The 26,096-nt window shown below is 50.2% G+C and carries 24 protein-coding genes and 1 tRNA gene; 7 read left to right on the top strand and 18 right to left on the bottom strand.

What is annotated here, in order from left to right; translation table 11 throughout:
* Positions 1 to 25: 25 nt before the first annotated feature.
* Positions 26 to 820 carry a glucosamine-6-phosphate deaminase gene (nagB, locus tag Q0R57_RS00745; RefSeq protein ID WP_294742885.1) on the top strand — a complete coding sequence of 265 codons (795 nt, stop codon included), beginning with the start codon at positions 26 to 28 and terminating at the stop codon, positions 818 to 820.
* Positions 821 to 1,300: 480 nt separating this feature from the next.
* On the opposite strand, the gene ruvA is transcribed toward nagB, so the two are convergent.
* The gene (gene ruvA, locus Q0R57_RS00740) at positions 1,301 to 1,903 is read right to left on the bottom strand and encodes a Holliday junction branch migration protein RuvA (protein WP_294742883.1); all 603 of its coding nucleotides are present in this window, start codon (positions 1,901 to 1,903) and stop codon (positions 1,301 to 1,303) included.
* Between the two features lie 199 nt (positions 1,904 to 2,102).
* On the opposite strand from ruvA, the gene Q0R57_RS00735 reads away from it, so the two are divergent.
* Entirely contained in the window at positions 2,103 to 3,002 is a 900-nt protein-coding gene (locus Q0R57_RS00735; protein WP_294742881.1) for a diaminopimelate dehydrogenase, read from the top strand.
* Positions 3,003 to 3,037: 35 nt separating this feature from the next.
* Here the strand turns inward: Q0R57_RS00735 and Q0R57_RS00730 are convergent, their stop codons facing one another.
* From Q0R57_RS00730 to Q0R57_RS00705, 6 genes are read right to left on the bottom strand one after another with little or no spacing between them, the layout of a single operon-like run.
* Positions 3,038 to 4,303: an NAD(P)/FAD-dependent oxidoreductase gene (locus Q0R57_RS00730; RefSeq protein WP_294742879.1), complete on the bottom strand. Its 1,266-nt coding sequence runs from the start codon at positions 4,301 to 4,303 to the stop codon at positions 3,038 to 3,040.
* Positions 4,304 to 4,312: 9 nt separating this feature from the next.
* Positions 4,313 to 5,716: an aminomethyl-transferring glycine dehydrogenase subunit GcvPB gene (gene gcvPB, locus Q0R57_RS00725; RefSeq protein ID WP_294742877.1), complete on the bottom strand. Its 1,404-nt coding sequence runs from the start codon at positions 5,714 to 5,716 to the stop codon at positions 4,313 to 4,315.
* A complete protein-coding gene (gene gcvPA, locus Q0R57_RS00720; protein ID WP_294742874.1) occupies positions 5,713 to 7,023 on the bottom strand; it encodes an aminomethyl-transferring glycine dehydrogenase subunit GcvPA in 1,311 nt (436 codons plus the stop codon). Before gcvPA ends, gcvPB begins: the two co-directional genes overlap by 4 nt.
* A 36-nt stretch (positions 7,024 to 7,059) precedes the next feature.
* The gene (gene gcvH, locus Q0R57_RS00715; protein ID WP_294742872.1) at positions 7,060 to 7,440 is read right to left on the bottom strand and encodes a glycine cleavage system protein GcvH; all 381 of its coding nucleotides are present in this window, start codon (positions 7,438 to 7,440) and stop codon (positions 7,060 to 7,062) included.
* 43 nt (positions 7,441 to 7,483) lie between these two features.
* Positions 7,484 to 8,587: a glycine cleavage system aminomethyltransferase GcvT gene (gene gcvT, locus Q0R57_RS00710; protein ID WP_294742870.1), complete on the bottom strand. Its 1,104-nt coding sequence runs from the start codon at positions 8,585 to 8,587 to the stop codon at positions 7,484 to 7,486.
* A 14-nt stretch (positions 8,588 to 8,601) separates the two neighbouring features.
* Complete coding sequence (locus tag Q0R57_RS00705; RefSeq protein ID WP_294742869.1) at positions 8,602 to 9,255, bottom strand: lipoate--protein ligase family protein; 654 nt, start codon at positions 9,253 to 9,255, stop codon at positions 8,602 to 8,604.
* 198 nt (positions 9,256 to 9,453) lie between these two features.
* On the opposite strand from Q0R57_RS00705, the gene dxs reads away from it, so the two are divergent.
* Genes dxs through Q0R57_RS00690 form a run of 3 tightly spaced genes read left to right on the top strand, consistent with a single transcriptional unit; the run spans position 9,454 to position 14,173 of the window.
* Entirely contained in the window at positions 9,454 to 11,370 is a 1,917-nt protein-coding gene (dxs, locus tag Q0R57_RS00700) for a 1-deoxy-D-xylulose-5-phosphate synthase (RefSeq protein ID WP_294742867.1), read from the top strand.
* Positions 11,367 to 12,725 carry a Trk system potassium transporter TrkA gene (trkA, locus tag Q0R57_RS00695; protein WP_294742865.1) on the top strand — a complete coding sequence of 453 codons (1,359 nt, stop codon included), beginning with the start codon at positions 11,367 to 11,369 and terminating at the stop codon, positions 12,723 to 12,725. The genes dxs and trkA overlap by 4 nt, the downstream gene beginning before the upstream one ends.
* Positions 12,719 to 14,173 carry a TrkH family potassium uptake protein gene (locus Q0R57_RS00690; RefSeq protein ID WP_294742863.1) on the top strand — a complete coding sequence of 485 codons (1,455 nt, stop codon included), beginning with the start codon at positions 12,719 to 12,721 and terminating at the stop codon, positions 14,171 to 14,173. The genes trkA and Q0R57_RS00690 overlap by 7 nt, the downstream gene beginning before the upstream one ends.
* On the opposite strand, the gene Q0R57_RS00685 is transcribed toward Q0R57_RS00690, so the two are convergent.
* Positions 14,145 to 15,167: a DUF4435 domain-containing protein gene (locus Q0R57_RS00685; RefSeq protein ID WP_294742861.1), complete on the bottom strand. Its 1,023-nt coding sequence runs from the start codon at positions 15,165 to 15,167 to the stop codon at positions 14,145 to 14,147. The genes Q0R57_RS00690 and Q0R57_RS00685 overlap by 29 nt on opposite strands.
* Positions 15,168 to 15,169: 2 nt before the next feature.
* On the bottom strand, positions 15,170 to 15,976 hold the full coding sequence (locus Q0R57_RS00680; protein ID WP_294742858.1) for an AAA family ATPase: 807 nt from the start codon (positions 15,974 to 15,976) through the stop codon (positions 15,170 to 15,172).
* 176 nt (positions 15,977 to 16,152) lie between these two features.
* Here Q0R57_RS00680 and Q0R57_RS00675 point away from each other — a divergent pair.
* Positions 16,153 to 16,226: transfer RNA gene (locus tag Q0R57_RS00675), tRNA-Val, on the top strand.
* A gap of 57 nt (positions 16,227 to 16,283) precedes the next feature.
* Here the strand turns inward: Q0R57_RS00675 and trpA are convergent.
* The 9 genes from trpA to Q0R57_RS00630 form a co-directional block, all read right to left on the bottom strand.
* On the bottom strand, positions 16,284 to 17,057 hold the full coding sequence (trpA, locus tag Q0R57_RS00670; RefSeq protein ID WP_294742854.1) for a tryptophan synthase subunit alpha: 774 nt from the start codon (positions 17,055 to 17,057) through the stop codon (positions 16,284 to 16,286).
* The gene (locus Q0R57_RS00665; RefSeq protein ID WP_294743008.1) at positions 17,054 to 17,653 is read right to left on the bottom strand and encodes a phosphoribosylanthranilate isomerase; all 600 of its coding nucleotides are present in this window, start codon (positions 17,651 to 17,653) and stop codon (positions 17,054 to 17,056) included. Before Q0R57_RS00665 ends, trpA begins: the two co-directional genes overlap by 4 nt.
* On the bottom strand, positions 17,653 to 18,390 hold the full coding sequence (gene trpC, locus Q0R57_RS00660; protein ID WP_294742851.1) for an indole-3-glycerol phosphate synthase TrpC: 738 nt from the start codon (positions 18,388 to 18,390) through the stop codon (positions 17,653 to 17,655). Before trpC ends, Q0R57_RS00665 begins: the two co-directional genes overlap by 1 nt.
* 50 nt (positions 18,391 to 18,440) lie before the next feature.
* Positions 18,441 to 19,439, bottom strand: coding sequence for an anthranilate phosphoribosyltransferase (gene trpD / locus Q0R57_RS00655; protein ID WP_294743004.1), 999 nt, complete (start codon positions 19,437 to 19,439; stop codon positions 18,441 to 18,443).
* 48 nt (positions 19,440 to 19,487) lie between these two features.
* Positions 19,488 to 20,051 (bottom strand): aminodeoxychorismate/anthranilate synthase component II, encoded by a 564-nt coding sequence (locus Q0R57_RS00650; RefSeq protein ID WP_294742849.1) that lies wholly within the window; start codon positions 20,049 to 20,051, stop codon positions 19,488 to 19,490.
* 4 nt (positions 20,052 to 20,055) lie between these two features.
* A complete protein-coding gene (locus tag Q0R57_RS00645; protein ID WP_294742847.1) occupies positions 20,056 to 21,510 on the bottom strand; it encodes an anthranilate synthase component I family protein in 1,455 nt (484 codons plus the stop codon).
* Between the two features lie 23 nt (positions 21,511 to 21,533).
* Positions 21,534 to 22,739 (bottom strand): tryptophan synthase subunit beta, encoded by a 1,206-nt coding sequence (gene trpB, locus Q0R57_RS00640; RefSeq protein ID WP_294742845.1) that lies wholly within the window; start codon positions 22,737 to 22,739, stop codon positions 21,534 to 21,536.
* 281 nt (positions 22,740 to 23,020) lie between these two features.
* Complete coding sequence (locus tag Q0R57_RS00635) at positions 23,021 to 23,653, bottom strand: FKBP-type peptidyl-prolyl cis-trans isomerase (RefSeq protein ID WP_294742842.1); 633 nt, start codon at positions 23,651 to 23,653, stop codon at positions 23,021 to 23,023.
* Positions 23,653 to 25,194 carry a glycine--tRNA ligase gene (locus tag Q0R57_RS00630; protein WP_294742837.1) on the bottom strand — a complete coding sequence of 514 codons (1,542 nt, stop codon included), beginning with the start codon at positions 25,192 to 25,194 and terminating at the stop codon, positions 23,653 to 23,655. Before Q0R57_RS00630 ends, Q0R57_RS00635 begins: the two co-directional genes overlap by 1 nt.
* 146 nt (positions 25,195 to 25,340) lie before the next feature.
* Between Q0R57_RS00630 and Q0R57_RS00625 the strand changes: the two genes are divergently transcribed.
* Positions 25,341 to 26,096, top strand: coding sequence for an amidohydrolase (locus tag Q0R57_RS00625; RefSeq protein ID WP_294742835.1), 756 nt, complete (start codon positions 25,341 to 25,343; stop codon positions 26,094 to 26,096).

Raw genomic sequence — 26,096 nt, 5'->3', positions numbered from 1 at the left:
TTTTATCAATAAAAACAAACACATTATGAGAGTAATTATCGAACCGAATTATGATTTGATGTCACAGTGGGCAGCAAATTATGTTGTAGCAAAGATTAACGCTGCCAAGCCAACAGCTGAGAAGCCTTTCGTGCTGGGTCTCCCCACTGGCTCATCACCCATCGGCATGTATCGTGCCCTGGTGAAGGCTTATCAGGAGGGTAAGGTGTCGTTCAAGAACGTTGTAACCTTCAATATGGACGAATACGTGGCACTGCCCGTAGAGCATCCTGAGAGCTACCACTCGTTCATGTTCACCAACCTGTTCAATCACATCGATTGCCCCAAAGAGAATATCCATATTCTCAACGGCAATGCTCCCGACCTCGCTGCCGAGTGTGCTGCCTATGAGAAGGAGATTGAAAAGTTTGGTGGTATCGACCTCTTCCTGGGAGGTATTGGCCCTGATGGTCACATCGCCTTCAACGAGCCGGGCTCAAGCCTGAGCAGTCGCACACGTCAGAAGACCCTGACCACTGACACGATCATTGCCAACAGCCGTTTCTTTGACAACGACATCAACAAGGTGCCTAAAACCGCACTCACCGTAGGTGTAGGTACCGTGATGGCTGCAAAGGAAGTGATGATTCTGGTTAATGGTCACGCTAAGTGCCGCGCCCTGCAGGCTGCTGTAGAGGGCTCTGTCAACCACATGTGGACCATCTCTGCTCTGCAGATGCACCAGCATGGTATTATCGTTGCCGATGATGCTGCCTGCGAGGAGCTGAAGGTTGGCACCTATCGTTACTTCAAGGATATTGAGCGTAACAACCTGCTGTAATCTACGATTTATTCAGATGCCTCCTTTCAGTGAAAGATACGGGCATCATACCTACATAAAGATAGGCCCTTTGCGTAAAGGGCCTATCTTTTTATGAGCTAAACAATCATGGCTACCATTTTGAGGTAAATAATGATTGCTACCAAACGATTTCTACCATCTTTAGGTAAACATGCTGGGCGAGATAACCAGCGAGAACCATCCCCAGCGGGCACGTTTGTTGCCTTCACCCTGCTTGAGGCGATCCATCGTTTCTGTGCCATGCATCTGGGTATAAAAAATAGAACCACCAAATTCTTATGACATTAATTGATGGTTCTTCTTTATTTTTTTATACATTCAACATCACCCCTGCCAATGCTAAAGAAAGATAATAAGATCTTGCTCCCTAACTAGAAAAAAATATTTTCCCAACTAGAGAAAATTATTTTCCCAACTAGAGAAATAATTTTTCCTAACTAGCGAGATAATGATGCGTCTTTACTTTATCTGCTTTAATGCCAACTTAACGACTTGCTCTACAGGCAGAGTGGGCTGGTCTTGAAGAATCTGGACGACGACCTTCTGGGTGGGGGCAGGGGCAAAACCCAGCATGGTGAGGGCGGCCACAGCCTCGTCGCGCACAGCATTGTTGATGGGTGCAGAGACGGTACCTCCAGCAGGAATCTCGTCGGCAATACCCAGGGCCACAATCTTGTCGCGCAGGTCGACGATGATGCGCTGGGCCGTCATCTTGCCAATGCCCTTGATGCCCTGAATAAGACGGGCGTTGCCAGTAGAGATGGCAGAGCAGAGCTCAGAGACACTCATGCCAGAGAGCATCATGCGGGCCGTGTTGGCACCCACGCCGCTGACGGTGATGAGCAGCAGGAACATCTCGCGTTCCTTTTTATTATAGAAGCCGAAGAGCACGTGGGCATCCTCGCGAATGGCTTCATAGACGTAGAGCTTCACCTCTTTCTTGCCCTGACAGGCGCTATAGGTGTTGAGTGAGATATTGAGACCATAACCCACGCCGCCAGCTTCGATGGTGGCCAAAGCGGGAGTCAACTCGGTAAGTTCGCCCTTGATGTATTCTATCATAACTTTCAATTTTGTATATATACACCTATAAAAACGCTGAATCATGACAATTTATTGTATTGAGGGGGTGAAAAGTTGCGAATTGTCACAAAATGGCGCTTTTTAGATTATTTATACGTCAAATGGCAAGAATATTCACATAAAAGCAGTACTTTTGCAACCGCAAATGTTAATGGGACAATAAATTCACAATAAAGAAATGAAAAAGATTAGAGCAGCCGTGGTGGGCTACGGCAACATTGGAAAGTATGCACTGGAGGCGCTGGAGGCAGCACCCGATTTTGAGGTGGCAGGTATCGTTCGTCGTAATGGCGCTGAGAACAAGCCTGCTGAGCTGGCACAGTATGAGGTGGTGAAAGACATCAAGGAACTGAAGGATGTCGATGTGGCTATCCTGGCCACTCCGACCCGTTCGTGCGAGGAATATGCTAAGCAGATTCTGCCTCTGGGTATCAATACCGTCGACTCCTTCGATATCCACGGACTGATTCGTGACTACCGTCGTACGCTGATGGAGCTGAACAAGAAGACCAATACGGTGAGTGTGATTGCTGCTGGTTGGGACCCAGGTTCTGACTCTATCGTCCGTACCCTGATGCAGAGCCTGGCTCCTAAGGGCCTGAGCTACACCAACTTCGGTCCTGGTATGTCGATGGGCCACAGCGTCTGTGTACGTTCAAAGGCTGGCGTGAAGAATGCTCTGTCGATGACCATCCCCTTGGGTGAGGGCATCCATCGCCGCATGGTATATGTAGAGCTGGAGGATGGTGCCAAGCTGGAGGATGTGACTGCCGCCATCAAAGCCGACCCCTATTTCGCCAGCGACGAGACCCACGTGTTCCAGGTAGAGAGCGTTGACGATGTGCGTGATATGGGTCATGGTGTAAACCTCGTTCGCAAAGGCGTATCAGGAAAGACCCAGAACCAGCGTCTGGAGTTCAATATGAGCATCAACAACCCTGCTCTGACTGGTCAGGTGCTGGTCAATGTGGCTCGTGCTTCAATGTATCAGCAGCCTGGTTGCTATACGATGATTGAGATTCCTGTTATCGACATGCTGCCTGGCGATCGCGAGGAGCTCATCAGCCATCTGGTATAAAAAGGAAATACTAACGATAAGAAAAATGCCGCAGACTAATTATCTGCGGCATTTTTCAGTATCTCTGAGAGCGTAGGATGGATATGCACCATATCGCGCAACTGGGCGATGGTGGTATCACGACACATCAGCACGCTGACCTCCTGCACCATGTCGGCACTATGGGCACCAAAGGCATGACAACCCAGAATGCGCCCAGCATCGGGTTCTGAGAATAGCTTTAGCATTCCCTCTGTCTCGTTCATGGTCAGGGCCTTACCATTAGCCCGATAGAAGGCCTTGCGACACTCGTAGGCGATGCCCTGTTCCTTCAGCTGGTCCTCCGTAGGTCCCACGCAGGCGGCCTCGGGTGTGGTGAAGATGGCAGCAGGCATGATGTCGAAACGAATAGCATCCGTCTTTCCTAAAATATGGTTCACAGCGCGGATGGCCTGCATCTCGGCTGCATGGGCCAGCATCTGCTTGCCATTGACATCGCCGATGGCATAAAGGTGAGTGGTGAAGGGTGACGGGTGATTGGAGGATACCAGGAAGTTATCGTCAACGGGAATGGCACCTTGAGGCGTAAGCGTGATGTCAAGTGCTTCGAGGTTGAGGCCCTCAGTACGAGGCTTGCGGCCTGTAGCCATCAGGATAACGTCGGCATCGATATCGGCAATATTCTCCACAGCCGTCTTCATCTTAAAGGTGATGCCCTGCTTCTCCAACGTTTTTCGCAGACGCTTGGCAATATCGCTGTCCAAAGCGGGTAGGCACTCTTTCAGATACTCTATCACCGTCACCTCAGAGCCAAAGCGATGGAACACGCAGGCGAACTCCATGCCAATGACACCAGCGCCGATAATGGCGAGGCGCTTGGGAAGGGCGTCGAGATTCAAGAGACCTGTAGAGTCCACCACGCGAGAATCGTCCAATCCCTTGATAGGCAGCCACTTGGTTTCGGAGCCAGTGGCGATGATGATGTTCTTTGCGGCGATACTATCGCCGCTAACAGAACACCTAACGGTGTGGGCATCAATAAACGAGGCGTTCTCTTTCACCAAGGTGATATTGGGGTGGGAGAGGATGCCCTCGACCCCAGCACGCAGTTGCAAGATTACCTCGGACTTTCGTTGACGGGCCTCAGCGAAGGTGGAGCTGTGCACATAGGCTTTCGTGGGGATGCACCCCACATTCAGACAAGTGCCACCCACCTCAGTACCTTCGAAGATAACGACCTTCAGTCCTTGTTTGGCAGCGTATTCCGCAGCGCGATAACCTCCTGGGCCTGCGCCCATTATAATTAAGTCAGTGGTAATCATAATTACTCATTACTCATTACTCATTTGACGGAACGTCACCACAGGATGTTTTGCAGCCAGCACATCGTCCACACGTCCTATTGGTGTGGTGTGGGGTGCTGATTTCACCATATCAGGATTGGTGTTGGCCTCCTCAGCTATCTGGCGCATCACGGCTATAAAGCCATCGAGCGTCTCCTTGCTTTCGTTCTCAGTAGGCTCAATCATCAAGGACTCGTGGAAGAGCAAGGGGAAGTAAATGGTAGGTGCATGATAGCCGTAGTCGAGCAGGCGCTTGGCAACATCCATCGTGGTGACCCCAGTACTCTTATCCTTCAAGCCGTCGAACACGAACTCATGACAGCACAGGCCTTCGATAGGCAGCTCGTAGACATCCTTCAACGACTCCTTGATATAGTTGGCGTTGAGAACAGCCAGCGGTCCCACCTCTTTAATATGCTCACGACCCAAAGAAAGGATATAGGCATAGGCACGCATCATCACGCCAAAGTTGCCATGATAGGGCGATACGAAGGGGAAGCACTCCTGCAAACCCTCACGAACACCCACAGGACCAGCACCAGGACCTCCACCGCCATGAGGCGTAGAGAACGTCTTGTGCAGGTTGATGTGCATCACGTCGAACCCCATGTCGCCAGGACGACAGGCACCAAGCATCGGGTTCAGATTGGCACCATCGTAGTACATTAAGCCGCCAGCCTGATGAATCAGCTTGGCAATCTCAGGGATGCGCGTCTCGAACAGGCCCAATGTATTAGGGTTGGTCATCATCATGGCGGCAATATTGGGACCTTCAAGAGAGACTAGACGTTCTAGATCTTCTAGATCGACTTGGCCGTCTGGGCCAGACTTCACCTCGATAATCTCCATACCGCAGACGGCAGCAGAGGCAGGGTTGGTGCCATGAGCCGAATCGGGCACGATGACCTTCTTGCGTGCAAAGTCGTTGCGTGACTGGTGATAATTGTCGATAGTCATCAGACCCGTCAGCTCACCATGAGCACCAGCGTAGGGCTTAAACGTGAAATGGGCCAGGCCTGTGAGTTCGCAGAGCGACTGCTCCAACAGCGTTTCCATGGCCAACGCACCCTTCGCTGTTTCTGCAGGCTGCAGAGGATGCAGGTTCTGGAACTGTGGCAGGGCGGCCATCTCCTCGTTAATCTTGGGGTTGTATTTCATGGTGCAGGAGCCCAAGGGATAGAACCCCGTATCTACACCAAAGTTATTATTAGAGAGGTTCGTATAGTGGCGCACCACCGTCAGTTCGTCGCATTCTGGCAACTGTGCCTCCTCATCACGTTTCATAGAAGCGGGAATCTCGTAATCGCCAAAATAATTTTTGGGCAAACTGTAGCCTTTGCGGCCTTCCTTTGATAGCTCAAAGATCAGATTTCCATAAAGTCGGTTGTTCATAGGGCAGCAATCTTTACGAAGTTGTCAATTTCTTCTTTCGTACGCTTCTCTGTGACAGCAATCAAGAGTCCTTCCTCCATCCTGACAACCAGGAAGCCTGCTTCGATGATTCGCTGGTAGAGCGTCTCGACATCACCGTCGTAATTCACGTAGAACTCATTGAAGAACGGCTGTTCATACACCAACTTAAAGCGGCCCGTCTTCTTAAGCTCGTCGTAGAGATAGTGGGCACCAGCATAGGAGAACTGTGTCGCCTCCTTCATGCCTTGCTTACCCATCAGCGACAGATAAACCGTAACCCAAAGTGCCATGAGTGACTGATTTGAACAGATATTCGAGGTGGCTTTCTGACGACGGATATGCTGTTCGCGAGCCTGCAAGGTAAGCACGAAGGCACGCTGGTCGCGGTTGTCTTTGGTCATGCCTACAATGCGGCCTGGCATCTTACGAATCAGCTTCTCTGTACAGCACATATAGCCCACATAAGGACCGCCAAACTGCATAGGGATGCCCAGCGATTGACCATCGCCTACAGCAATGTCGGCTCCCCATTCGCCTGGCGTCTTCAGCACAGCGAGGTCGGCAGCCACACAGTTCATCATGAAGAGGGCCTTCTGTTCGTGACAAGCATCAGCAAAGCCTGTATAGTCTTCCACAATGCCAAAGACATTAGGTTGTTGCACCATCAAACCAGCAACATCACCCTTAGCCAACTCGGCTTTGAGGTCTTCCATGTCAGTCACACCATCTTTGATAGGCAAGGCATAGAGGTCGATACCCTGATGATGGGCATAATGTGTCATCACCTTGACAGTCAGCGGGTTCATCGTACCAGAGATGAGTACACGACGGGCCTTCTTGCTGGCAGTTACAGCCATCATCATGGCCTCAGCGGCAGCAGTGGTGCCGTCGTACATCGAGGCATTAGAGACATCCATGCCTGTCAGTTCTGCCATCATCGACTGGTACTCAAAGATATAATGTAGCGTGCCTTGCGAAATCTCGGCCTGATACGGGGTGTATGAGGTCAGAAACTCTGAACGCTGTAGCAGTTGTGGTATGACGGCAGGCGTATAGTGGTCATAGACTCCCATGCCTGCAAAGCAGGTGAGCTGTTTGTTCAGAGACCCGAGCTTTTCGAAGAGCTGGCGCACCTCCATCTCACTCATCTCTGAGGGAATCTTATAGTCGCCCCGGAAGCGGATGCTCTCAGGAATCTGAGCGTAGAGGGCGTCCATGGAATCAACGCCCACTCTTTTTAACATCGCCTTCAGATCATTATCTGTATGCGGGAAATACTTATACATTTTACTATTTGACTATTTCACAATTTCACTATTTGACTATTTGGCGCAGAAAGCTTCATAGGCAGCAACATCCATGAGGGCGTCGAGCTCGGACTTGTCGCTGAGTTCAACCTTGATGATCCAGTTCTCGAAAGCATCTTGGTTGATGAGCTCGGGCTGGTCCTCAAGAGCTTCGTTAATCTCAACCACAGTACCGCTAACTGGTGCAAAGAGATCGCTGGCAGCCTTGACACTTTCCACAGCGCCAAACTCCTCGCCAGCAGTTACTTCGTCATCCACCTCTGGCATATCGACATAGACCACATTGCCTAGTGCGTTTTGGGCATAGTCGGTGATACCAATAAAGCCATAATTACCTTCTACTCTTACAAATTCGTGTGACTCTGAGTAGTAGAGTCCTTCAATTACTTTAGCCATAATACTTTATAGTTTTTAGTTTTACTATTATCGTTTTCTTTTTTTACCTTTTATAGCTCTTGTTGTAGAACTGCTTCTTGACAACCTTGCCAGGGAATACCTTCTTGCGGATTTGGATTTGCAATTCAGTATCCAACTTGGCATATTGGGCATCGACAAGTGCCATGCATACGCTTTTGTCTGTCGATAGCGCATGATAGCCGGTAGTTACTTCGCCGATAGGTTCGCCTGACATATTCAATACTGTATAGCCGTGACGAGGGATGGCCTTGTCTGCAAGCTCGATGCCAATGAGTTTCTTGGCAGGACCCTCGGCCTTCTGTTTGGCCAACGCCTCTTTGCCGATAAACTCAGCCTTGTCGAGTTTCACAAACATACCCAGTCCAGCCATGATAGGGGTGATCTCCTCAGAGAGCTCATCGCCATAAAGCGGCAGACCCACCTCGAAGCGCAGGGTGTCGCGGCACCCCAGTCCACAGGGCTGAATGCCTGCAGCCATCAGCTTATCCCAGCAAGTGCGAATATAGTCGTGGTCTGCATAGATCTCAAAGCCGTCTTCTCCTGTGTAGCCAGTACGACTGATAATAACGTCGCCGATAGTCTTGAAGGTATAGAATGTCAGTTCCTTGCATTCCAGTCCTAAGACGGTTTCTACGATATGTTCACTTTCTGGTCCCTGAACAGCTATCTGACCATAGAATTCGCTACGGTTCTGAAGGTCGATGTCGAAACCTTTGGCCTGTTCCTGCATCCACGCCCAGTCTTTGTCGATATTGGCAGCGTTGATGACGAGGAAGAAGTCGTTCTCGCCAAACTTATAGACGAGCAGGTCATCGACGGTTCCACCGTTCTCGTAGCACATCATGCCATAAAGAATCTTGCCAATGGGAGCGTCAGCGATGTCATTCGTAAAGATATGCTGCACGTAGCGTTCGGCATCCTTGCCTTTGGCTGTTACCTCACCCATGTGACTGACATCGAACACTCCCACATGTTCGCGAACAGCCTGATGCTCAGGGGCAATGCCAGCATACTGGATAGGCATCTCAAAGCCTCCGAAAGGAGATATCAGGGCTTGTAGTGCCACGTGTTTGTCGTAGAGACAGGTTCTTTTGTTTTGTTGGTTCAGTTGTTGGTAATTATCCATAGTAGTCAATATGTTTATTGTATTCTGTTAATGAATTCTTTGCGTAAATAGGTCTGCTCCAGCTGCTCTATGCCTTCGATATCGGCCTGTGACAGAATTAGTTCGCCTTCACAAAGGGTCGTCCTCACAATACTCTTTATCTCGTTGAGGCTCAGCGATGTGTGGTCTTTCAGGAAGGTAATACGCTGACGCACACTCTTGATGCCCTTCGACTGAAGTTTCTCCTGACTGGGGGTGATGGCGTTGAGCATGTGATCCATATTCGTGTCGTAGAGCATGGTGCTATGTACGATGCTGCGTCCTGGTATGTGGTAAAATGCTGTGCCACAGACTTTTCTGTCGCCAATCATCACATCATTATGACTGGTCCCAGTTGCTTCGATGCCCATTCGGCGCAACACCAGCAGGAGCATATTGATAAAGCGATTGAAAGTGAGACCAACATTCTCTTCCTTAGAGATGTAGGATAACATGACGTTGCCCATATCTGCATAGACGCAGCCACCACCGCTTTTGCGCCTGTACATCTCAATCTCGTTGGCACGACAATAGTCCACGTTCACCTCGTTTTCCAGAGACTGGTTACGTCCGAAGATGACCGTTGGGCGTACCTGCCACATGAAGAATAAGTCGTCCTCATCGATATGACGGGCTACATATTCTTCCATAGCAAGATAAAACGATAGGCGTCTGGCGCCTTGGTCCCCTTTTAGGACGATATATCTCATACTTCAATTAATTCAAGGTTACGATTTGCCTGCAAATTTATGAAATAATTATGTAATAGCCAAAATAAAACGGCTTTTCTTTTTGAAATATGAACGATTATTTGTAACTTTGTCGCCATAAATGATTATTCTTAAATCGTGGAACATAAAAATTTTAAGATATTAAACAGCATTGACACGCCGGAGCAACTGCGACAGATGAAGCCGGAACTGCTGCCGAAACTATGTTCTGAACTACGACAGGACATCGTAGAGGAACTTGCTGAGAACCCAGGACACCTGGCTTCAAGTCTGGGTGTGGTGGAGCTGACGGTGGCGCTACATTATGTGTTCAATACGCCTAATGACAGGATTGTATGGGATGTGGGACACCAGGCTTATGGCCATAAGATATTGACAGGACGCAGGGATCAGTTCTCTACCAACCGCAAACTGGGTGGTATTCGTCCTTTCCCCACACCACAGGAGAGTGAGTATGACTCTTTTATCTGTGGTCACGCCTCAAACAGTATCTCTGCCGCATTGGGAATGGCTGTTGCTGCCAACCTGAAATACCAGGATTCTACGCTCAGGCCACCTAAGGTGGTTGCTGTGATTGGCGATGGTGCCATGAGCGGTGGACTGGCATTCGAGGGTCTGAATAATGTGTCGAGTACGCCTAACGACCTGCTGATTGTCCTGAATGATAACGACATGAGCATTGACCGCTCTGTGGGTGGCATGAAGGACTATCTGCTGGGACTGAGCACAAATAGTACCTATAATTCTCTGCGCTACAGAGCTGCGAAATGGCTGGCAGAGCAGGGACTGCTGACGGATAACCGTAAGAAAGGTATCATCAGACTGACCAATGCCGTGAAGAGCGCTATTGCCCAACAGCAGAATATTTTTGAGGGCATGAATATCCGCTACTTCGGTCCCTTTGACGGACATGACGTCAAGGAACTGGTGCGTATTCTGAAACAGCTAAAGGACATGAAAGGCCCGAAGCTGCTGCATCTGCACACGAAGAAGGGTCATGGTTATGCCCCTGCCGAAAACTATCAGCCTGTTTGGCATGCGCCAGGAAAGTTTGATCCGGATACTGGTGAACTGATTCAGGGTGATACGAAGGATATGCCTCCGAAGTATCAGGATGTGTTTGGAGAGACGCTACTTGAACTGGCCCGTGAGAATGAAAAGATAGTTGGCGTCACGCCAGCCATGCCTACGGGTTGTTCGATGAACATTCCCATGAAGGAGTTGCCTAACAGAATGTTTGATGTGGGTATTGCTGAGGGTCATGCCGTGACGTTCTCTGCAGGTATGGCAAAGGACGGACTGATACCTTTCTGTAATATCTATAGCGCATTTGCACAGCGAGCCTACGATAATATCATCCATGATGTGGCTATCCTGAAACTTCCTGTAGTTCTGTGTTTCGACCGTGCTGGACTGGTGGGTGAGGATGGTCCTACGCATCATGGCGCCTTCGATATGGCTGCTCTGCGGTGTGTTCCTAATCTGACCATTGCCTCGCCAATGAATGAGCATGAGTTGCGTCGAATGATGTATACGGCCCAGTTGGATGGTAAAGGTCCTTTCGTGATTCGCTATCCTCGAGGTCGTGGCGTGCTGGTTGACTGGCGTTGTCCGCTGGAAGAGATAGAGGTCGGAACGTCTCGTAAGTTGCGTGATGGCGATGATGTGGCTGTGTTGACTATTGGTCCTATTGGCAATGACGTTGAGAACATCATTACTGATATTTATAATACAACGAGTCCTACAAGCACACCCAGCATTGCCCATTATGACATGCGCTTCCTGAAACCCCTTGACGAGAATGTCCTCCATGAGGTAGGTCGTAAGTTTAAACGTATCATCACCATCGAGGATGGTGTGCGCAATGGTGGTATGGGTAGTGCTGTCATGGAGTGGATGAACGATCACGGCTATCAGCCAACCATCACACGCATAGGTCTGCCTGACAACTTTGTGGAGCATGGCACTATTGACGAGTTGCGACAGATTGTAGGTATGGACGACGAAACCATTAAAAAGGAGATACTGAAATGAAGATTGTGATTGCGGGCGCAGGAGCCGTAGGAAAACACTTGTCAAAACTACTGTCGACAGAGCATCACGACTGTGTGTTGATTGATGATGACGAGGAACGGTTGGCGGGCATAGACTCCAACTACGACATCATGGCTCTCAATGCGTCGCCTACCAGCATTAAAGCGTTGAAGGACGCAGGTGTGGGCAGCGCCGACCTGTTTGTTGGTGTGACCCGTTACGAGAGTCGTAACATCACAGCCTGTACGCTAGCTCATGCGTTGGGAGCAAAGAAAACTGTAGCACGCATTGACAACTACGAGTATCTGTCGCCCCAGAACCTGCCCTTCTTCCACGATCTGGGCATCGACTCGCTGGTTTATCCCGAGGTGCTGGCAGCAACTGATATCATCAATGGATTGAAGCTGTCGTGGGTTCGTCAGCGTTGGGATGTGCATGATGGAGCCCTTGTGCTGTTAGGTATCAAGCTGCGCGAAGGCTGCGAGATTCTGAACCAGCCACTGAAAGACCTCTGCGGTCCTGAGGATCCCTATATAGTCGTTGCCATCAAACGTGGCAGGGAAACCATCATCCCTGGTGGTATGGACGAGTTGTATCTTCACGACTTGGCCTATTTCATGACTACCAGCGAATATATTCCATATATCCGCAAGATTGTGGGCAAAGAACACTATGAGGATGTGCACAACGTTATTATCATGGGTGGCGGAAAGACGGCAGTAAGAGCTGCGCTGACGATGCCCGATTATATGAACACCAAGATTATAGAGATCAATGCCGACCGCTGTGAGCGCCTGAACCAGTTGCTCACCGAGACGGATGCGATGGTGATTCATGGTGATGGACGTGACTTGGGCCTGCTTAATGAGGAAGGCATCAAACACACACAGGCTTTCGTAGCTCTGACAGGTAATGCTGAAACCAATATTCTGGCTTGTCTGACAGCCAAGAAGCTGGGAGTCCGCAAGACGGTGGCTATGGTAGAGAACCTGGATTATGTGCCTATGGCCGACAGTCTGGACATTGGTACTGTTATCAATAAAAAGACGGTGGCTGCCAGTCATATCTTCCAGATGATGCTGAAGGCTGATGTGCGCAACCTACGTTCGCTGATGATGGTGGATGCTGATGTGGCGGAGTTTGTGGCTGCCGAGGGCTCGAAGGTGACGAAGAAACCCGTGAAGGACTTAGGACTTCGCTTCGGCATTACCATTGGTGGACTGGTTCGTGACGGTAAGGGTATCCTGGTTAATGGTAACACCCAGATACTGGCAGGCGACTCTGTGATGGTGTTCTGTCATAAGCATCATCTGGAGGAAGCTGAGAAATACTTCAAGAAATCCTTCTTATGGTAAACTTCCGCATCATATCGAAGATTATCGGGTCGCTGCTCTTCATCGAGTCGTTCTTCATGGGAGTGTGTCTGGCAATGGCTTTCTCGTTCCATGAGGATGACGTGATGGCTTTTATTGTTTCGACCCTGCTGACCTTCGGTGGTGCCTTTATCTTCTTGTTCTTCGGACATGAAGCCAAGAACTCATTGAGTCGTCGCGATGCCTATGTGGTGGTGGCGGCTTCTTGGGTGATATTCTCGTTTTTTGGCATGTTCCCCTTCCTGATTCATGGATCTGTTTCCAGCATTACCGATGCCTACTTTGAGACAATGTCGGGTTTCACCACGACAGGCGCTACTGTCATCGATGATGTAGAGTCGCTGCCCCACGGTCTGCTGTTCTGGCGCTCGCTGATGCAGTGGATAGGCGGTTTGGGAATCGTGTTCTTTACCGTAGCCCTGCTGCCGCAGTTGGTAGGCGGAAGTGTGAAGGTGTTTGCTGCAGAGGCCACCGGACCGATGCGCTCTAAGATGCATCCTCGTTTGTCGACAACAGCCAAATGGATATGGAGCATCTATATGCTGCTGACCATTGCCTGCGGTTTGTCGTTCTGGTTGGCAGGAATGGAGTGGTTTGAAGCCACCAACTATTCTATGTCGACAACAGCCACGGGTGGTTTCTCCATTCACAATGGTACCATCTTCCTCGCCTCACCGCTTATCGAATATCTGGCCATTCTGTTTCAGTTCCTGGCAGGTATCAACTTTACGTTGCTCTATATGAGCATCTTTAAGTTCAAGTATAGTTTGCTGTTCCGTAATTCTGAGTTCAAGATATATATTATCACCATTGCACTGGCTACCGTGTGGATTATGTATTTGCTGCTTACTCGCATGGACTATGACTTCGAACTGGCCTTCCGTTCGGCTTTGTTCCAGGTGGTATCATTCATTACTACCACTGGTCTCAGCAATATGGATGCAGGTACCTGGCCCCACATCACCTGGGCTATTCTGGGCGTTCTGATGTTTATGGGAGCCTGTGCTGGTTCTACCACTGGTGGTTTCAAGAGTATTCGCGTACTGATGCTACTGAAGGTGCTGCGTAATGAGTTCCGTCATATCCTTCATCCTAATGCTGTGCTGCCTGTGAAGATGAGCGGACAGAGCATTCCGCAGGGACGACTGGTGACTTTGCTGGCCTTCTTCACCATCTATGTTCTCACCTTGTTTATCACCACGATTATTATGGTAGTCTCAGGTGTCGATATCACGAATGCTGCCACCATCTCATTAAGCCTTATCAGTAATGTGGGAGCAGGTCTCGATACCAACATCGGACCACAGATGTCGTGGGCAGACTTGTCTGATGGCATCAAGTGGCTCTGCTCGTTTTTGATGTTGGTAGGCCGTCTCGAGATTATTACGGTGTTGGTACTCTTTACTCGTTCGTTCTGGAAGGAGAATTAGTGCAGGTATTCAGGTATTGTTCCACGTCTTTCTGTAACTGCAAGAAACGCTCCGACTGTAGGTAACCTGTATTCTTTTTCAACATCACCTTAATGTCCTGCAATGAATTCTCATAGCACGACATCTCGTTTTGTTTCTGGGTGCGATGTGCCTGAGCGAAATAAATCTCGTTCTGACGTTCTTGTCGCAACTGGTTACAGATTTTCGTCAGGATGGGTGCTACAACAGTATCAAAGAGATGATGCCCTTGCATATAGAGATAGGTGGTCTGAGGGGTGACACCCAGCGAAAGGATATCTGATTTGGTTTTCAGATACGCTTCTTTATTGTCGGGAAACTGATGCTGCAACTCGTTTATCTTGGTTCTCACCTTGCGGCGTAGATGGTTGATGGATGCCTCTGGGGCTTGTATGGTGAAACCGCCAGGATCAGTAACGCGATTAAAATCGGTGAGCGAGAACCGGCCGTGATGTCCTGTGCGGTATGCCCAAACCGACCATACAAACAGGGGGAAACATGATTCGCTGTACAGTCGGAAATACTCTTGAAAGTCGAAGATGCGGTGGTCGTTGAGCGTTACTGCCACACAGACATCATGCAAAGAAGGGACATAACACTGGAAATTCTCGATGGCATAGACATAGGTGTGAAACACATAAGGGCTTTCCAATACTCTGCGCGATTGCTCTGTGACGCCTTGCAACAGGTAGTCGTAGTCGGCATCAACACAGGCAATCATATCAGGTCCAACATGTTCTCCCACAAAGTTCATGAGCACCGACTTCTTACCACGAGTCAGGTTTCCTTTCGAAGGCAGCATCACCTCGAAATAGCGATTATTGTTCTCGAAACGGCTGAGAACGGTGCGCCAGAAATAGATATCATCGTAACTTTCAACGTAGGCCACAATCCTGCGTCGCGATTTTTTACCCCTCAGCGCATTGGCCGCTTCGAAGTAACGACTGTCTATGTTGTCCCTTAGTCTGCTGGGCATAATCACACGGTGATATCCGACACTTCCGTTACGCAGTCCACCCAACCGTTCATGACAACAGCAGGACTATGGGTGGTTAGGATAATCTGAACGTTAGGATTCAACTCCAGTATCAGGTCGATGAGGCGTTTCTGCCATTCCACATGTAGGCTCACCTCCGGCTCGTCCATGAAGAGCACATAGGGCAGATTATCTTCTACAAGTACGGTGAGCAGGATGGCCAGCATCTGCTTTTCACCGCTTGACAACTGATAAGGCATCAAGATCTCGCCAATTTGTGTAAAGCGAATCTCATTCTCTGTGCGGATAATCTGTTTGCCAGTTTCAGTAAACAGCTCGTCCACCATATCCTGAAAGCGCATCTTCTTCTGCGACAGCTCCTGCGCAGCATCAGCATGTCCCTGCTGCAACTGCTCAATGATACGGTTCCCGATGTTTACCTGATAATCCAGGTATTTTCGCTGCAAGTGATAGAGCTGGAAGTCAAGGGCTGACGAGATGCGCGAGTCAACATGCGCCATCGTGTCAAGGTCGAGCACAGGCGAGTCGAGCGAACGTATCAGGTCGAAACGCACATGGGTGGCATCGGCTGGCGAGGCTGTCACATGAACGCCCTTCAACAGATGGTTCAGAATGTCACCATTGGTGTTGACGCTCTTCACCACCTTATTTAATATGGTACTCTTACCCACGCCGTTGATGCCGCTCAGAATATTTACATGAGGGTCCAGCTCCCACACAATGTGCTTCTTGCCGCTCCACAGCGAGTCAATCTCTATCTTTTGGATATAGTCAGCATATTTCTGCATATTCTATAGGTTTTTAATCATGTCGCAAATATACAACATTTTTCTGAATAGTGAAGCATCGTGGCCAGTATTTTTATAAAACAAATGTTAAATAACGCCGTTGCTGTCAAAAATCTCAATTCTCGATTCTCAATTCTCAATTAAAATGCGTACCTTTGCATCCGCTTATCGCAAAAGTCGGCATAGCTCAGTTGGTTAGAGTATCACCTTGACATGGTGGGGGTCCTTGGTTCGAATCCAAGTGTCGACACAAAAAGACCGCAAGTTTCCCGTTTGAGAGACTTGCGGTCTTTGTTTATTCAAGTGTTTATGCCAATGCCTCGAACAACTTGTCGAGGGCCTCGTCGGCATCCTTGCTCTCGTTGAGCAGGGTGACAAACTTTGAGCCGATAATGGCTCCTGCTGCATTCTGCTGGGCAGCCTCGAGTGTCTGACGGTTGCTGATGCCGAAGCCAATCATGCGGGGGTTGCGCAGGTTCATGGCGTTGATACGACGGAAATATTCCTGTTTGGCATCATCGAACGATTTCTGGGCACCAGTGATGGCGGCACTCGATACCATATAGATAAAGCCATCGGTATTATCGTCGATAAAGCGGATGCGTTCCTCGCTGGTCTCAGGAGTGATGAGCATGATGATACGCAGGTCGTACTTGTCGGCAATGGGTTTTACCACCTCCTGATAGTCCTTGAAAGGCAGGTCAGGGATGATGGCACCGCTCACACCGCTCTCTACGCACGACTGGCAGAACGCCTCGATGCCGTAGTGCAGAATAGGGTTCAGATAACCCATCATAATAAGTGGAATCTCCACCTGATCCTTGATGGTCTTCAGCTGGGCGAAGAGTGTCTTCAGGTTCATGCCGTTCTTAAGGGCTTTGGTGGCAGCGCTCTGAATAACGGGACCGTCGGCCAGGGGGTCGCTGAAGGGAATGCCGACCTCAATGAAGTCGATGCCTCTTTTCTGCATTGTCAGAATCACGTCGCCTGTACTCTCAAGTGTTGGACAACCAGCACAGAAGTAGAGCGAAAGGAATTTCTTGTCGCCTCGGTTGGCAAAGAGCTTATTAATCTTGTTCATATCCTTACTGTTTTAATGAATTCTTTGAGTTTATTGACATCTTTAATCGCAGGGGCTGTTTCGAAACGTGAGTTCAGGTCGATGCCGATGCACTTAGGGTGATTAATGGCTTTTACACGTTCTGCATCATCAGGACCAATGCCGCCACTAAGCAGGAATGGCGTGTTGCCCTGATAGGCTTCAAGGACCGTCCAGTCGAACTTCTCGCCATTGCCGCCTACGGACTTGCCTTTCGTGTCGAAAAGGAAGTAGTCGACGAGGCCTTCGTAGGGCTTGGTAGCCTCTAAATCCTCCTTGGTGGCGATGTTAAAGGCTTTGATGAGCTTGTGGCCTTTTAACAGAACGCAATATTCGGGCGACTCGTGGCCATGAAGCTGGATATAGTCGAGGGCATAGTCATCGGCAATATGTCTTACCTTTTCGATATCCTCATCGACAAATACCCCCACGCGCTTGCATTTTGTAGGCAGATAGGCTGGACGCTCGCTGACATATCGACTCGACTTCGGCCAGAAGATAAATCCCATCAGGTCGATACCCATTGCTTCCACCTCACGGATGTTCTCCGCATCACGCATGCCACAGACCTTAATCATCATAGCTTCGAAATGAATTCGTTAAGAGCCTGGCCTGGGTCGGCAGTCTTCATAAAGTTCTCACCGATGAGAAAGCCGCGGAAACCAGCCTCACGCAGTTTGCTTACTGTGTCAGGATTTGATATACCGCTCTCGCTCACTTTTACGGCGTCCTTAGGCAGTAGCTCGGCCAGACGGAACGAGTTCTCGACATTTGTCACGAAGGAGCCGAGGTTGCGGTTGTTAATGCCGCAGAGGTCTGGTCCCAGTTCCGCATATTCCAACTCGGCCTCAGAGTGCATCTCGAGCAACACCTCCAAACCAAGCTCATGGGCTTTAGTCAAGAGACTCTTACATTGGGCTTTCGTTAAGCATGCTGCGATAAGCAGTACGGCAGAGGCACCGCAGAGAGCCGCTTCGTAGAGCTGAAACTCATCGATGACGAAGTTCTTGTAGAGGATGGGTATCGTTACTCCCGACTGACGAGCCATGCGAATGAAATCGTCGTGCCCACCGAAGTAATGCTCATCGGTGAGGATGCTGATAGCAGCAGCACCATTCTGCTGGTAACTCAGTGGGATGATGTCGGCTCGTCCATCCTCCTTGATCCACCCCTTCGACGGTGACTTTCGCTTAAACTCAGCGATGATGCCAGTCTCGCTCTGGAGCAATGCCTCACGCAGAGAAGCTTTCTTGGCGCAAAGCTGCTCCAGTTCCAGATGCTTGTGAGCAACGATCTCTTTTAGAATATCTTGCATAATCTTCGTTAATACGTTATTTCGTTATACCGTTATTACGTTATTACGAATCAACTATTGAGTTCCACGAACTTCTTGAAGGTGCGGAGGGCAGCGCCGCTGTCGATACTCTCGCGTGCGATGGCGATGCATTCCTCAATGCTCTTCTCGCCCTTCTCCAGTACCTGGATGCCGAAGGCAGCGTTGGCCAGCACGATGTTCTTCTGAGCGGGTAGGGCACGATTCTCGAGTACGCTGTCGAAGATCTGTGCAGCCTCTTCCTCAGTAGCACCACCCACCAGCTCTTCGGGTTTGGCAATCTCGAAGCCGAGGTCGCTGGGCTTGAAGATGCGCTCGTATTGCTTGGTAGTCACCTTGAAGTCGCCCGTCAGCGAGATCTCGTCGTAGCCATCGATAGAGTTTACGATACCATAGTCGATACCAATCTTCTGGTAAACCTGACTGTAGAGGCGCATCTGGTCGAGGTTAGCCACACCCAGCAACTGACATTGAGGCTGACTGGGGTTGACCAGCGGACCTAACAGGTTGAAGATGGTAGGGAACTGCAGCGCCTTGCGGATAGGACCCACGAACTTCATGGCCTTGGCGAAGAGCTGGGCATGCAGATAGACGATGCCAGCCTCGTTGAGGCTACGGTTCAGTTTGTCGATGTCGTCAGTAAACTTGATGCCGTGGTGCTGAATCACGTTCGATGCGCCAGAGACAGAGGTTGCAGCGTAGTTGCCGTGTTTGGCCACCTTATAGCCGGCACCTGCGATGACAAAGCACGAGGTGGTAGAAATATTAAAGGTGTTCTTACGGTCGCCGCCAGTACCCACCACGTCGATGTAGCGGTCAGCATTCAAGATGGCAGGCACGCCTGTTTCCAGAATACCATCGCGGAAGCCCAAGAGCTCGTCAACGGTGACGCCGCGCATCTGCAGGGCAGTTAATAACGCTGTGATTTGTTCTGTGGGAAACTCGCTCTGAGTAATGCCAATCAGAATATTCTTCATTTCTTCACGAGACAGCTCCTCGTGGTTCAGCATCCTGTTCAGGATGTCTTTCATTGTTTGTGCCATATCTCTTCAATTTTTCAATTCTTCAATTTTTCAATTTTAAAGAAACATCCAGTTCTGCAACATCTTCTTGCCGTCGGGGGTGAGCACGCTCTCGGGGTGGAACTGAATGCCACGAACGTTGAGCGTCTTGTGCTTCAGGGCCATGATCTGTCCTTCGTCGCTCTCGGCAGTAATCTCAAGACAGTCGGGGAAGTCCTGTTTTGATACCACCCACGAGTGGTAGCGCCCTACGGTAAATTCTTTTGAGATGCCAGAGAAGAGTGCATCGTCACTTGTGAGATGACAGGGCGTAGCCACCCCGTGGAACACGTCACTCAGGTTCTCCAGTTTACCGCCGAAGGCCTCACCGATGGCCTGATGACCTAAACACACACCCAGGATGGGCTTCTTGCCAGCATAAGCCTTGATGACATCGAGCAGCAGGCCAGCCTCAGAGGGAATGCCAGGACCTGGCGAGAGGATAATCTTGCTGAACTCCTCCAGCTGCGACAGTTCGAATTGGTCGTTGCGATATACCGTTACTTCGGCTCCCAGTTCCTTGACCAGATGACTCAGATTATATGTAAATGAGTCGTAATTATCAATGATGACTATCTTCATAACCTTACATTTTTTCTGCCATTAGAATAGCACGACGCAGGGCGCCGAGTTTGTTGTTCACTTCCTGGAGTTCATACTCCTCGTCGCTCTTGGCTACGATGCCGCCACCGGCTTGGAACCACAGTTCGCCATTACGACTGACGAAGGTACGGATGGTGATGGCCTGGTTCAACGAGCCGTCGAGTCCGATATAGCCGATGCAGCCACCATAGGCACCACGGTTGTGTGGCTCGTACTCGCTGATGAGTTGCATGGCGCGAACCTTCGGGGCACCAGAGAGCGTGCCGGCAGGGAAGGTGTCGATAAAAGCCTTGATGGGGTCGGCATCCTTGTCGAGCTCACCACTCACTCTCGATACCAGATGAATCACATGACTGTAGTACTGCAGATCCTTGTAGAAGTCCACCTTCACGCCGTGACAGTTACGACTCAGGTCGTTGCGTGCCAGGTCCACCAGCATCACGTGCTCCGCATTCTCCTTGGGGTCGTTGCGCAGGTATTCGGCACCACGGCGGTCAGCCTCTGCATCGCCAGTACGCTTGGTGGTTCCTGCGATTGGGTCAATATAAGCGCGGAATGAACTATTCTCATTCCTCTTTCCTCCTTCCTCTTTCCGTTCTATTCTACAATGCGTTTCTGGCGAAGAGCCGAAGATGCGGAAGCCGCCAAAGTCGAAATAAAACAGGTAGGGTGAGGGGTTGATGCTTCTCAGGGCACGATAGAGCTTGAAGTCATCACCCTCGTATTTCTGGATGAATCGTCGCGAGAGCACGATCTGGAACACGTCGCCACGCAGACAATGCTGAATGCCCTTGCGGATATTGGCTTTGTGCTGTTCGTCTGTGAGAGGAGATGTTGTCTCGCCCACAGGGTGGAAATCGTAAGCCTTCACATTGGCCTTGTTCATGGCCAGCATAATTTTATCAATAGCAGAGTAACCTCCTTCCTCTTTTCTCTTTCCACTTTCCTCTAAATTAACCACCTTCAGCGTGTTGTTAAAGTGGTCGAACACAATCACCACCTTATATAATATATAGAGCAGGTCGGGCGCGTCGTTTTTCGCTTGAGTCTCGTCTTTTACATTGATATCCTCAAAATAGCGCACGGCGTTGAAGCTGGTATAGCCAAACAGTCCACACACCTTGTCCTCGTCGCCCTCCACATGAATGCGGTCTATCAACTCATGTATAGCCTTATCAGAGCGGTACTCCTTATTAACCTCGTGCGAAAAAGTGCTTCCGTCAGGATAGGTGACTGTAGCCAGTCCATGACCAATAGCTACGCTGGCCATTGGCTCGATGCCGATAAACGAGCGCGAGTTGTTCGAGTCGTGATAGTCCGAGCTCTCCATCAGCGCACTCTGTGGATACAGGTCGCGCAATCGCATATAGACGCCCACAGGGGTATAGAGGTCTGCCAGAATGGTCTTGCTTGTCGCCGTATAATTGAATGTATTCATAATTCTCAATTTTCAATTCTCAATTAAAAATTCCCGTATTCTTTTGCCATTTCTTTGTTCTTCAGATACGTCTCGACGTCCTTGTCGCCACGACCGCTGACGGTGAGCACCACCACGTCGTTGGGTTTGAACGACAGCTTCTTCAGGGCGGCAATGGCGTGAGCACTCTCTATGGCAGGGATGATGCCCTCCATGCGGGTCAGCTCGTAACCGCCGTAGATAGCCTCGTCGTCGTTGATGCTCAGCACCTGGGTGCGACCCTTCTTGGCCATGTTGCAATGCATGGGACCAACGCCAGGATAGTCCAGACCTGCTGAGATGGTGAAGGCCTCCTGAATCTGACCGTCCTCATCCTGCATCACCAGCATCTTGGCGCCGTGCAGAATGCCTGTGGTTCCTTTATGGATAGTGGCTGCGGTATAGTCCGTCTGCCAGCCGTGACCGCCTGCCTCTGCCAGCACTATCTTTACGCGCTCGTCGTCCATATAGTGGAAGATGGTGCCTGCGGCATTCGAGCCACCGCCGATGCAGGCGATGAGATAGTCGGGGTAGTTGCGCCCGATCTTTTCCTCCAGCTGCCATTTTATCTCTTCGCTGATGACGCTCTGCATGCGAGCCACGAGGTCAGGGTAGGGGTGAGGACCCATCGTGCTGCCTACAATATAAAAGGTGTCGGCAGGATGACAGCACCAGTCGCGGATGGCCTCGCTGCAGGCATCGCTCAGCGTCATGTTGCCTGTGCGTACAGGATGCACCTCGGCGCCCAGCATCTTCATGCGCTCTACGTTGGTGTGCTGGCGCTCCACATCGGTAGCACCCATAAACACCTCGCACTTCATGTTCATCAGCGCACATACCGTAGCGGTGGCCACGCCATGCTGTCCGGCTCCTGTCTCGGCGATGATGCGGGTCTTGCCCATCTTCTTGGCCAGCAGAATCTGTCCAATGGTGTTGTTGATTTTGTGGGCGCCCGTGTGGTTCAGGTCCTCGCGCTTCAGGTACAGCTGACAGCCATACTGCTCGCTCATCCTCTTTGCGTAATAAAGTGGTGACGGTCTGCCTACATAGTCCTTCAACAGGGCGTGATACTCCTGTTTGAACTCCTCACTCTCGATGATTGGCAGATAAGCCTCTTGCAGGTCTTTTACACACTTGTAGAGTATCTCGGGAACGTAAGCGCCTCCGAACTCTCCGTAGAAACCGTTTTTGTCAACTTGATACTTGCTCATATATTTTTTGTTTTTGTGTTATTACTTTATGAAAAGAGGCCCGTCGTAAGAACGACAGGCCTCTATATTTCTTGCTCCCACCTATGGGTACGCGGCTATCTTCTCACGATTGTCCGAATCTTGAGTTGCGCCACCACCAATAGTTGTTTGCTATGACTTTCATGTCCGTTTTGCTGTTTTGATTATATTTCGGCTGCAAAAGTACGCATTATCTTTCAATCTGCCAAATTTTTCGCCTTCTTTTTTACGATTTATTGCAATTTTGACAAAAATCCGTTATTTTACTGCCAGGGATTCAACGCCGTGCCTGCAGAAGTATAGTCAATCAGTATCAGGTCGAAAATCAACAGGCTGTAGCCAGGAACGCTGGAGTTACCCGACTCGCCGTAGGCCAGCTCGCTGGGGATATAGACGCGCCAGTAGTCGCCAACATGCATTCTTTGGAGTGCTGTTGCGAACCCGTCAACCATATTCGATACCTTGAAACGCGTGGTAGAACTGGTCTCCATCGAGAATTTGCCATAGACGGTTCCTGGGTCGAACACCTTTCCCTGCGGATAGGATTCCGAGGGGATGAGGTGTCCCTGGTAAATCACGCGCACAGAGTCGGTATAGGCTGGACTTACTTTCCATTTCTTGCTGTCCACATGGCTCTTGTCAATGAGGTTGCTATCCATGGCATGAATATAGACATACTCAGAGGCGCTGCCCTCGATACTGTCGTTGAGCGAGAATTTCTTGATGCGCGTCCAGCCTTGCTGCTTCAGCGAGTCGTTTACCAGCGAGGCGAGATACACGTCGTTGCGCGACTCCCAGTTGGCAAACTCTTCGTCCTCGGCAGTCTCCTCGCTGCATGACGACAGGCCGCAAAGGCCCATCGTCACAGCGAACAGATAGATGATAAACTTCTTCATTATTGGAGTTTCTTCAAAAGACTTGCAATGCTCACCTTGTCCTCGATGATAGAGTTCAGGTCGCTAATCTTCACACGCTCCTGCTCCATGGTGTCGCGGAAACGCAGGGTGACGCAACCGTCGTTCAGCGTGTCGTGGTCAACGGTAACGCAGTAAGGCGTGCCGATGGCGTCCTGACGGCGATAGCGCTTACCGATAGAATCCTTCTCATCGTACTGACAAGTGAAGTGATACTTCAGCTGGTCGATAATCTCGCGAGCCTTCTCGGGCAGACCGTCTTTCTTCACCAGAGGCATCACGGCACACTTTACAGGAGCCAGGGCTGCGGGCAACTTCAGCACCACGCGGGTCTCGCCGTTCTCCAGCTTCTCCTCCTCGTAGGCGTGACACATAATACTCAGGAACATACGGTCCACACCGATTGATGTCTCGATAACATACGGCGTGTAGCTCTCGTTGGTCTGAGGATCGAAGTACTTGATGCTCTTGCCAGAGTATTTCTCGTGCTGGCTCAGGTCGAAGTTTGTACGAGAGTGGATACCCTCTACCTCCTTGAAGCCGAATGGCATCTTAAATTCGATATCTGTAGCTGCGTTGGCATAGTGAGCCAGCTTGTCGTGGTCGTGGAAACGATAGTTCTCAGCGCCGAAGCCCAGAGCCTGGTGCCACTTCATACGTGTCTCCTTCCACTTGGGGAACCACTCGAGCTCAGTGCCAGGAGCTACAAAGAACTGCATCTCCATCTGCTCGAACTCACGCATACGGAAGATGAACTGACGAGCCACAATCTCGTTACGGAAAGCCTTACCAATCTGGGCAATACCGAAAGGAATCTTCATACGACCGGTCTTCTGCACGTTCAGGTAGTTCACAAAGATACCCTGAGCGGTCTCAGGACGCAGGTAGATCTTCATCGAAGCATCGGCGCTGGCGCCCATCTCAGTAGAGAACATCAGGTTGAACTGACGAACGTCGGTCCAGTTCTTAGTGCCGCTGATTGGGTCGACAATCTCCTCGTCGAGGATGATCTGCTTCAGTTCATCGAGATCCGGACCCTGCATAGCAGCAGCATAACGGGCGTGGAGAGCGTCGCGCTTCTCCTTCGTCTCCTTCACGCGCTCACTGGTCTCCAAATACTTAGCCTCGTCGAAGCTGTCGCCGAAACGCTTGCGAGCCTTCTCTACTTCCTTCTGGATCTTCTCGTCGTACTTGGCAATCTGGTCCTCGATAAGTACATCGGCACGATAACGCTTCTTAGAGTCACGGTTGTCGATAAGGGGATCATTGAAGGCATCAACGTGACCTGAAGCCTTCCATATTGTTGGGTGCATAAAGATGGCGCTGTCTATACCCACGATGTTCTCGTGAAGCATCGTCATGGCCTTCCACCAGTACTGCTTAATGTTATTCTTCAACTCAACACCGTTCTGACCGTAGTCATAAACGGCTCCTAAACCATCGTAAATCTCACTTGAGGGGAACACAAAGCCATACTCCTTACAGTGGCTTACAATCTTCTTAAATACATCTTCTTGTGCCATAAATCTTTTAATTTCTAGAAATTTTGCCTGCAAAGGTACACAATTATAATGGAAAAAGGTGAATTGACAAAGGAGAATTAAGAAATATTTAAATATAGGTGTAATTTTTGGTATTTCCAAGTGTTATTCGTAACTTTGCAGCCAGAATGAAGACCGTCATCGTACAACACGACATCAGAGAGGACCATCTGGAGCAGAATCTCCAAAACCTCGCCCTGCTGCTCAATCAGCAGCCAGAGGCCGACCTCTACGTGCTGGCCGAGACCTTTGCCACAGGGTTTATGAAGCAGGGCGCCCATGCCGACGGACAGCCCGTGCTCGCCTGGATGCAACGGCAGGCGCAGCAGCTCAACGCGGCTATCGCAGGCAGCGTGGCTATCACCGATGAGGAGGGACTGATGCGCAACCGCCTCTTCTTTGTACGTCCTGACGGCACTTACGACTATTACGACAAGCGCCATCTCTTTGGCTATGCCGGCGAGACCGACGAGTATGTGGCTGGCGCCAGGCGTGTGGTGACAGAATGGCGAGGCGTGCGTTTCCTGCTTCAGGTGTGCTACGACCTGCGCTTCCCCGTGTTTTCGCGCAATCAGGGCGACTACGATGCCATTATCTACGTGGCTAACTGGCCAGACAAGCGTCGCGATGTGTGGCAAACGCTGCTGAAGGCCCGTGCCCTCGAGAACCAATGTTTTGTAATTGGAGTCAACAGGGTGGGCACCGACAGCGCCTGCGAGTATCAGGGCGACTCGGTCGTCATCGATGCCTATGGACGCACCATTGCCGCCTGTACCCCAGGTCAGATTGAGGCAGCCGTTGCCGAGCTCGACATGCAGCGACAGCTCCGCTTTCGTCAGAAATTCCCTGTGCTGGCCGATGCCGACACCTTTATTTTGAAATAG

Source organism: uncultured Prevotella sp. (assembly GCF_946407605.1).
Classification (GTDB): domain Bacteria; phylum Bacteroidota; class Bacteroidia; order Bacteroidales; family Bacteroidaceae; genus Prevotella.
The sequence above is the reverse complement of the archived record's forward strand: the minus strand, read 5'-3'. Positions and strand labels throughout refer to the sequence as shown.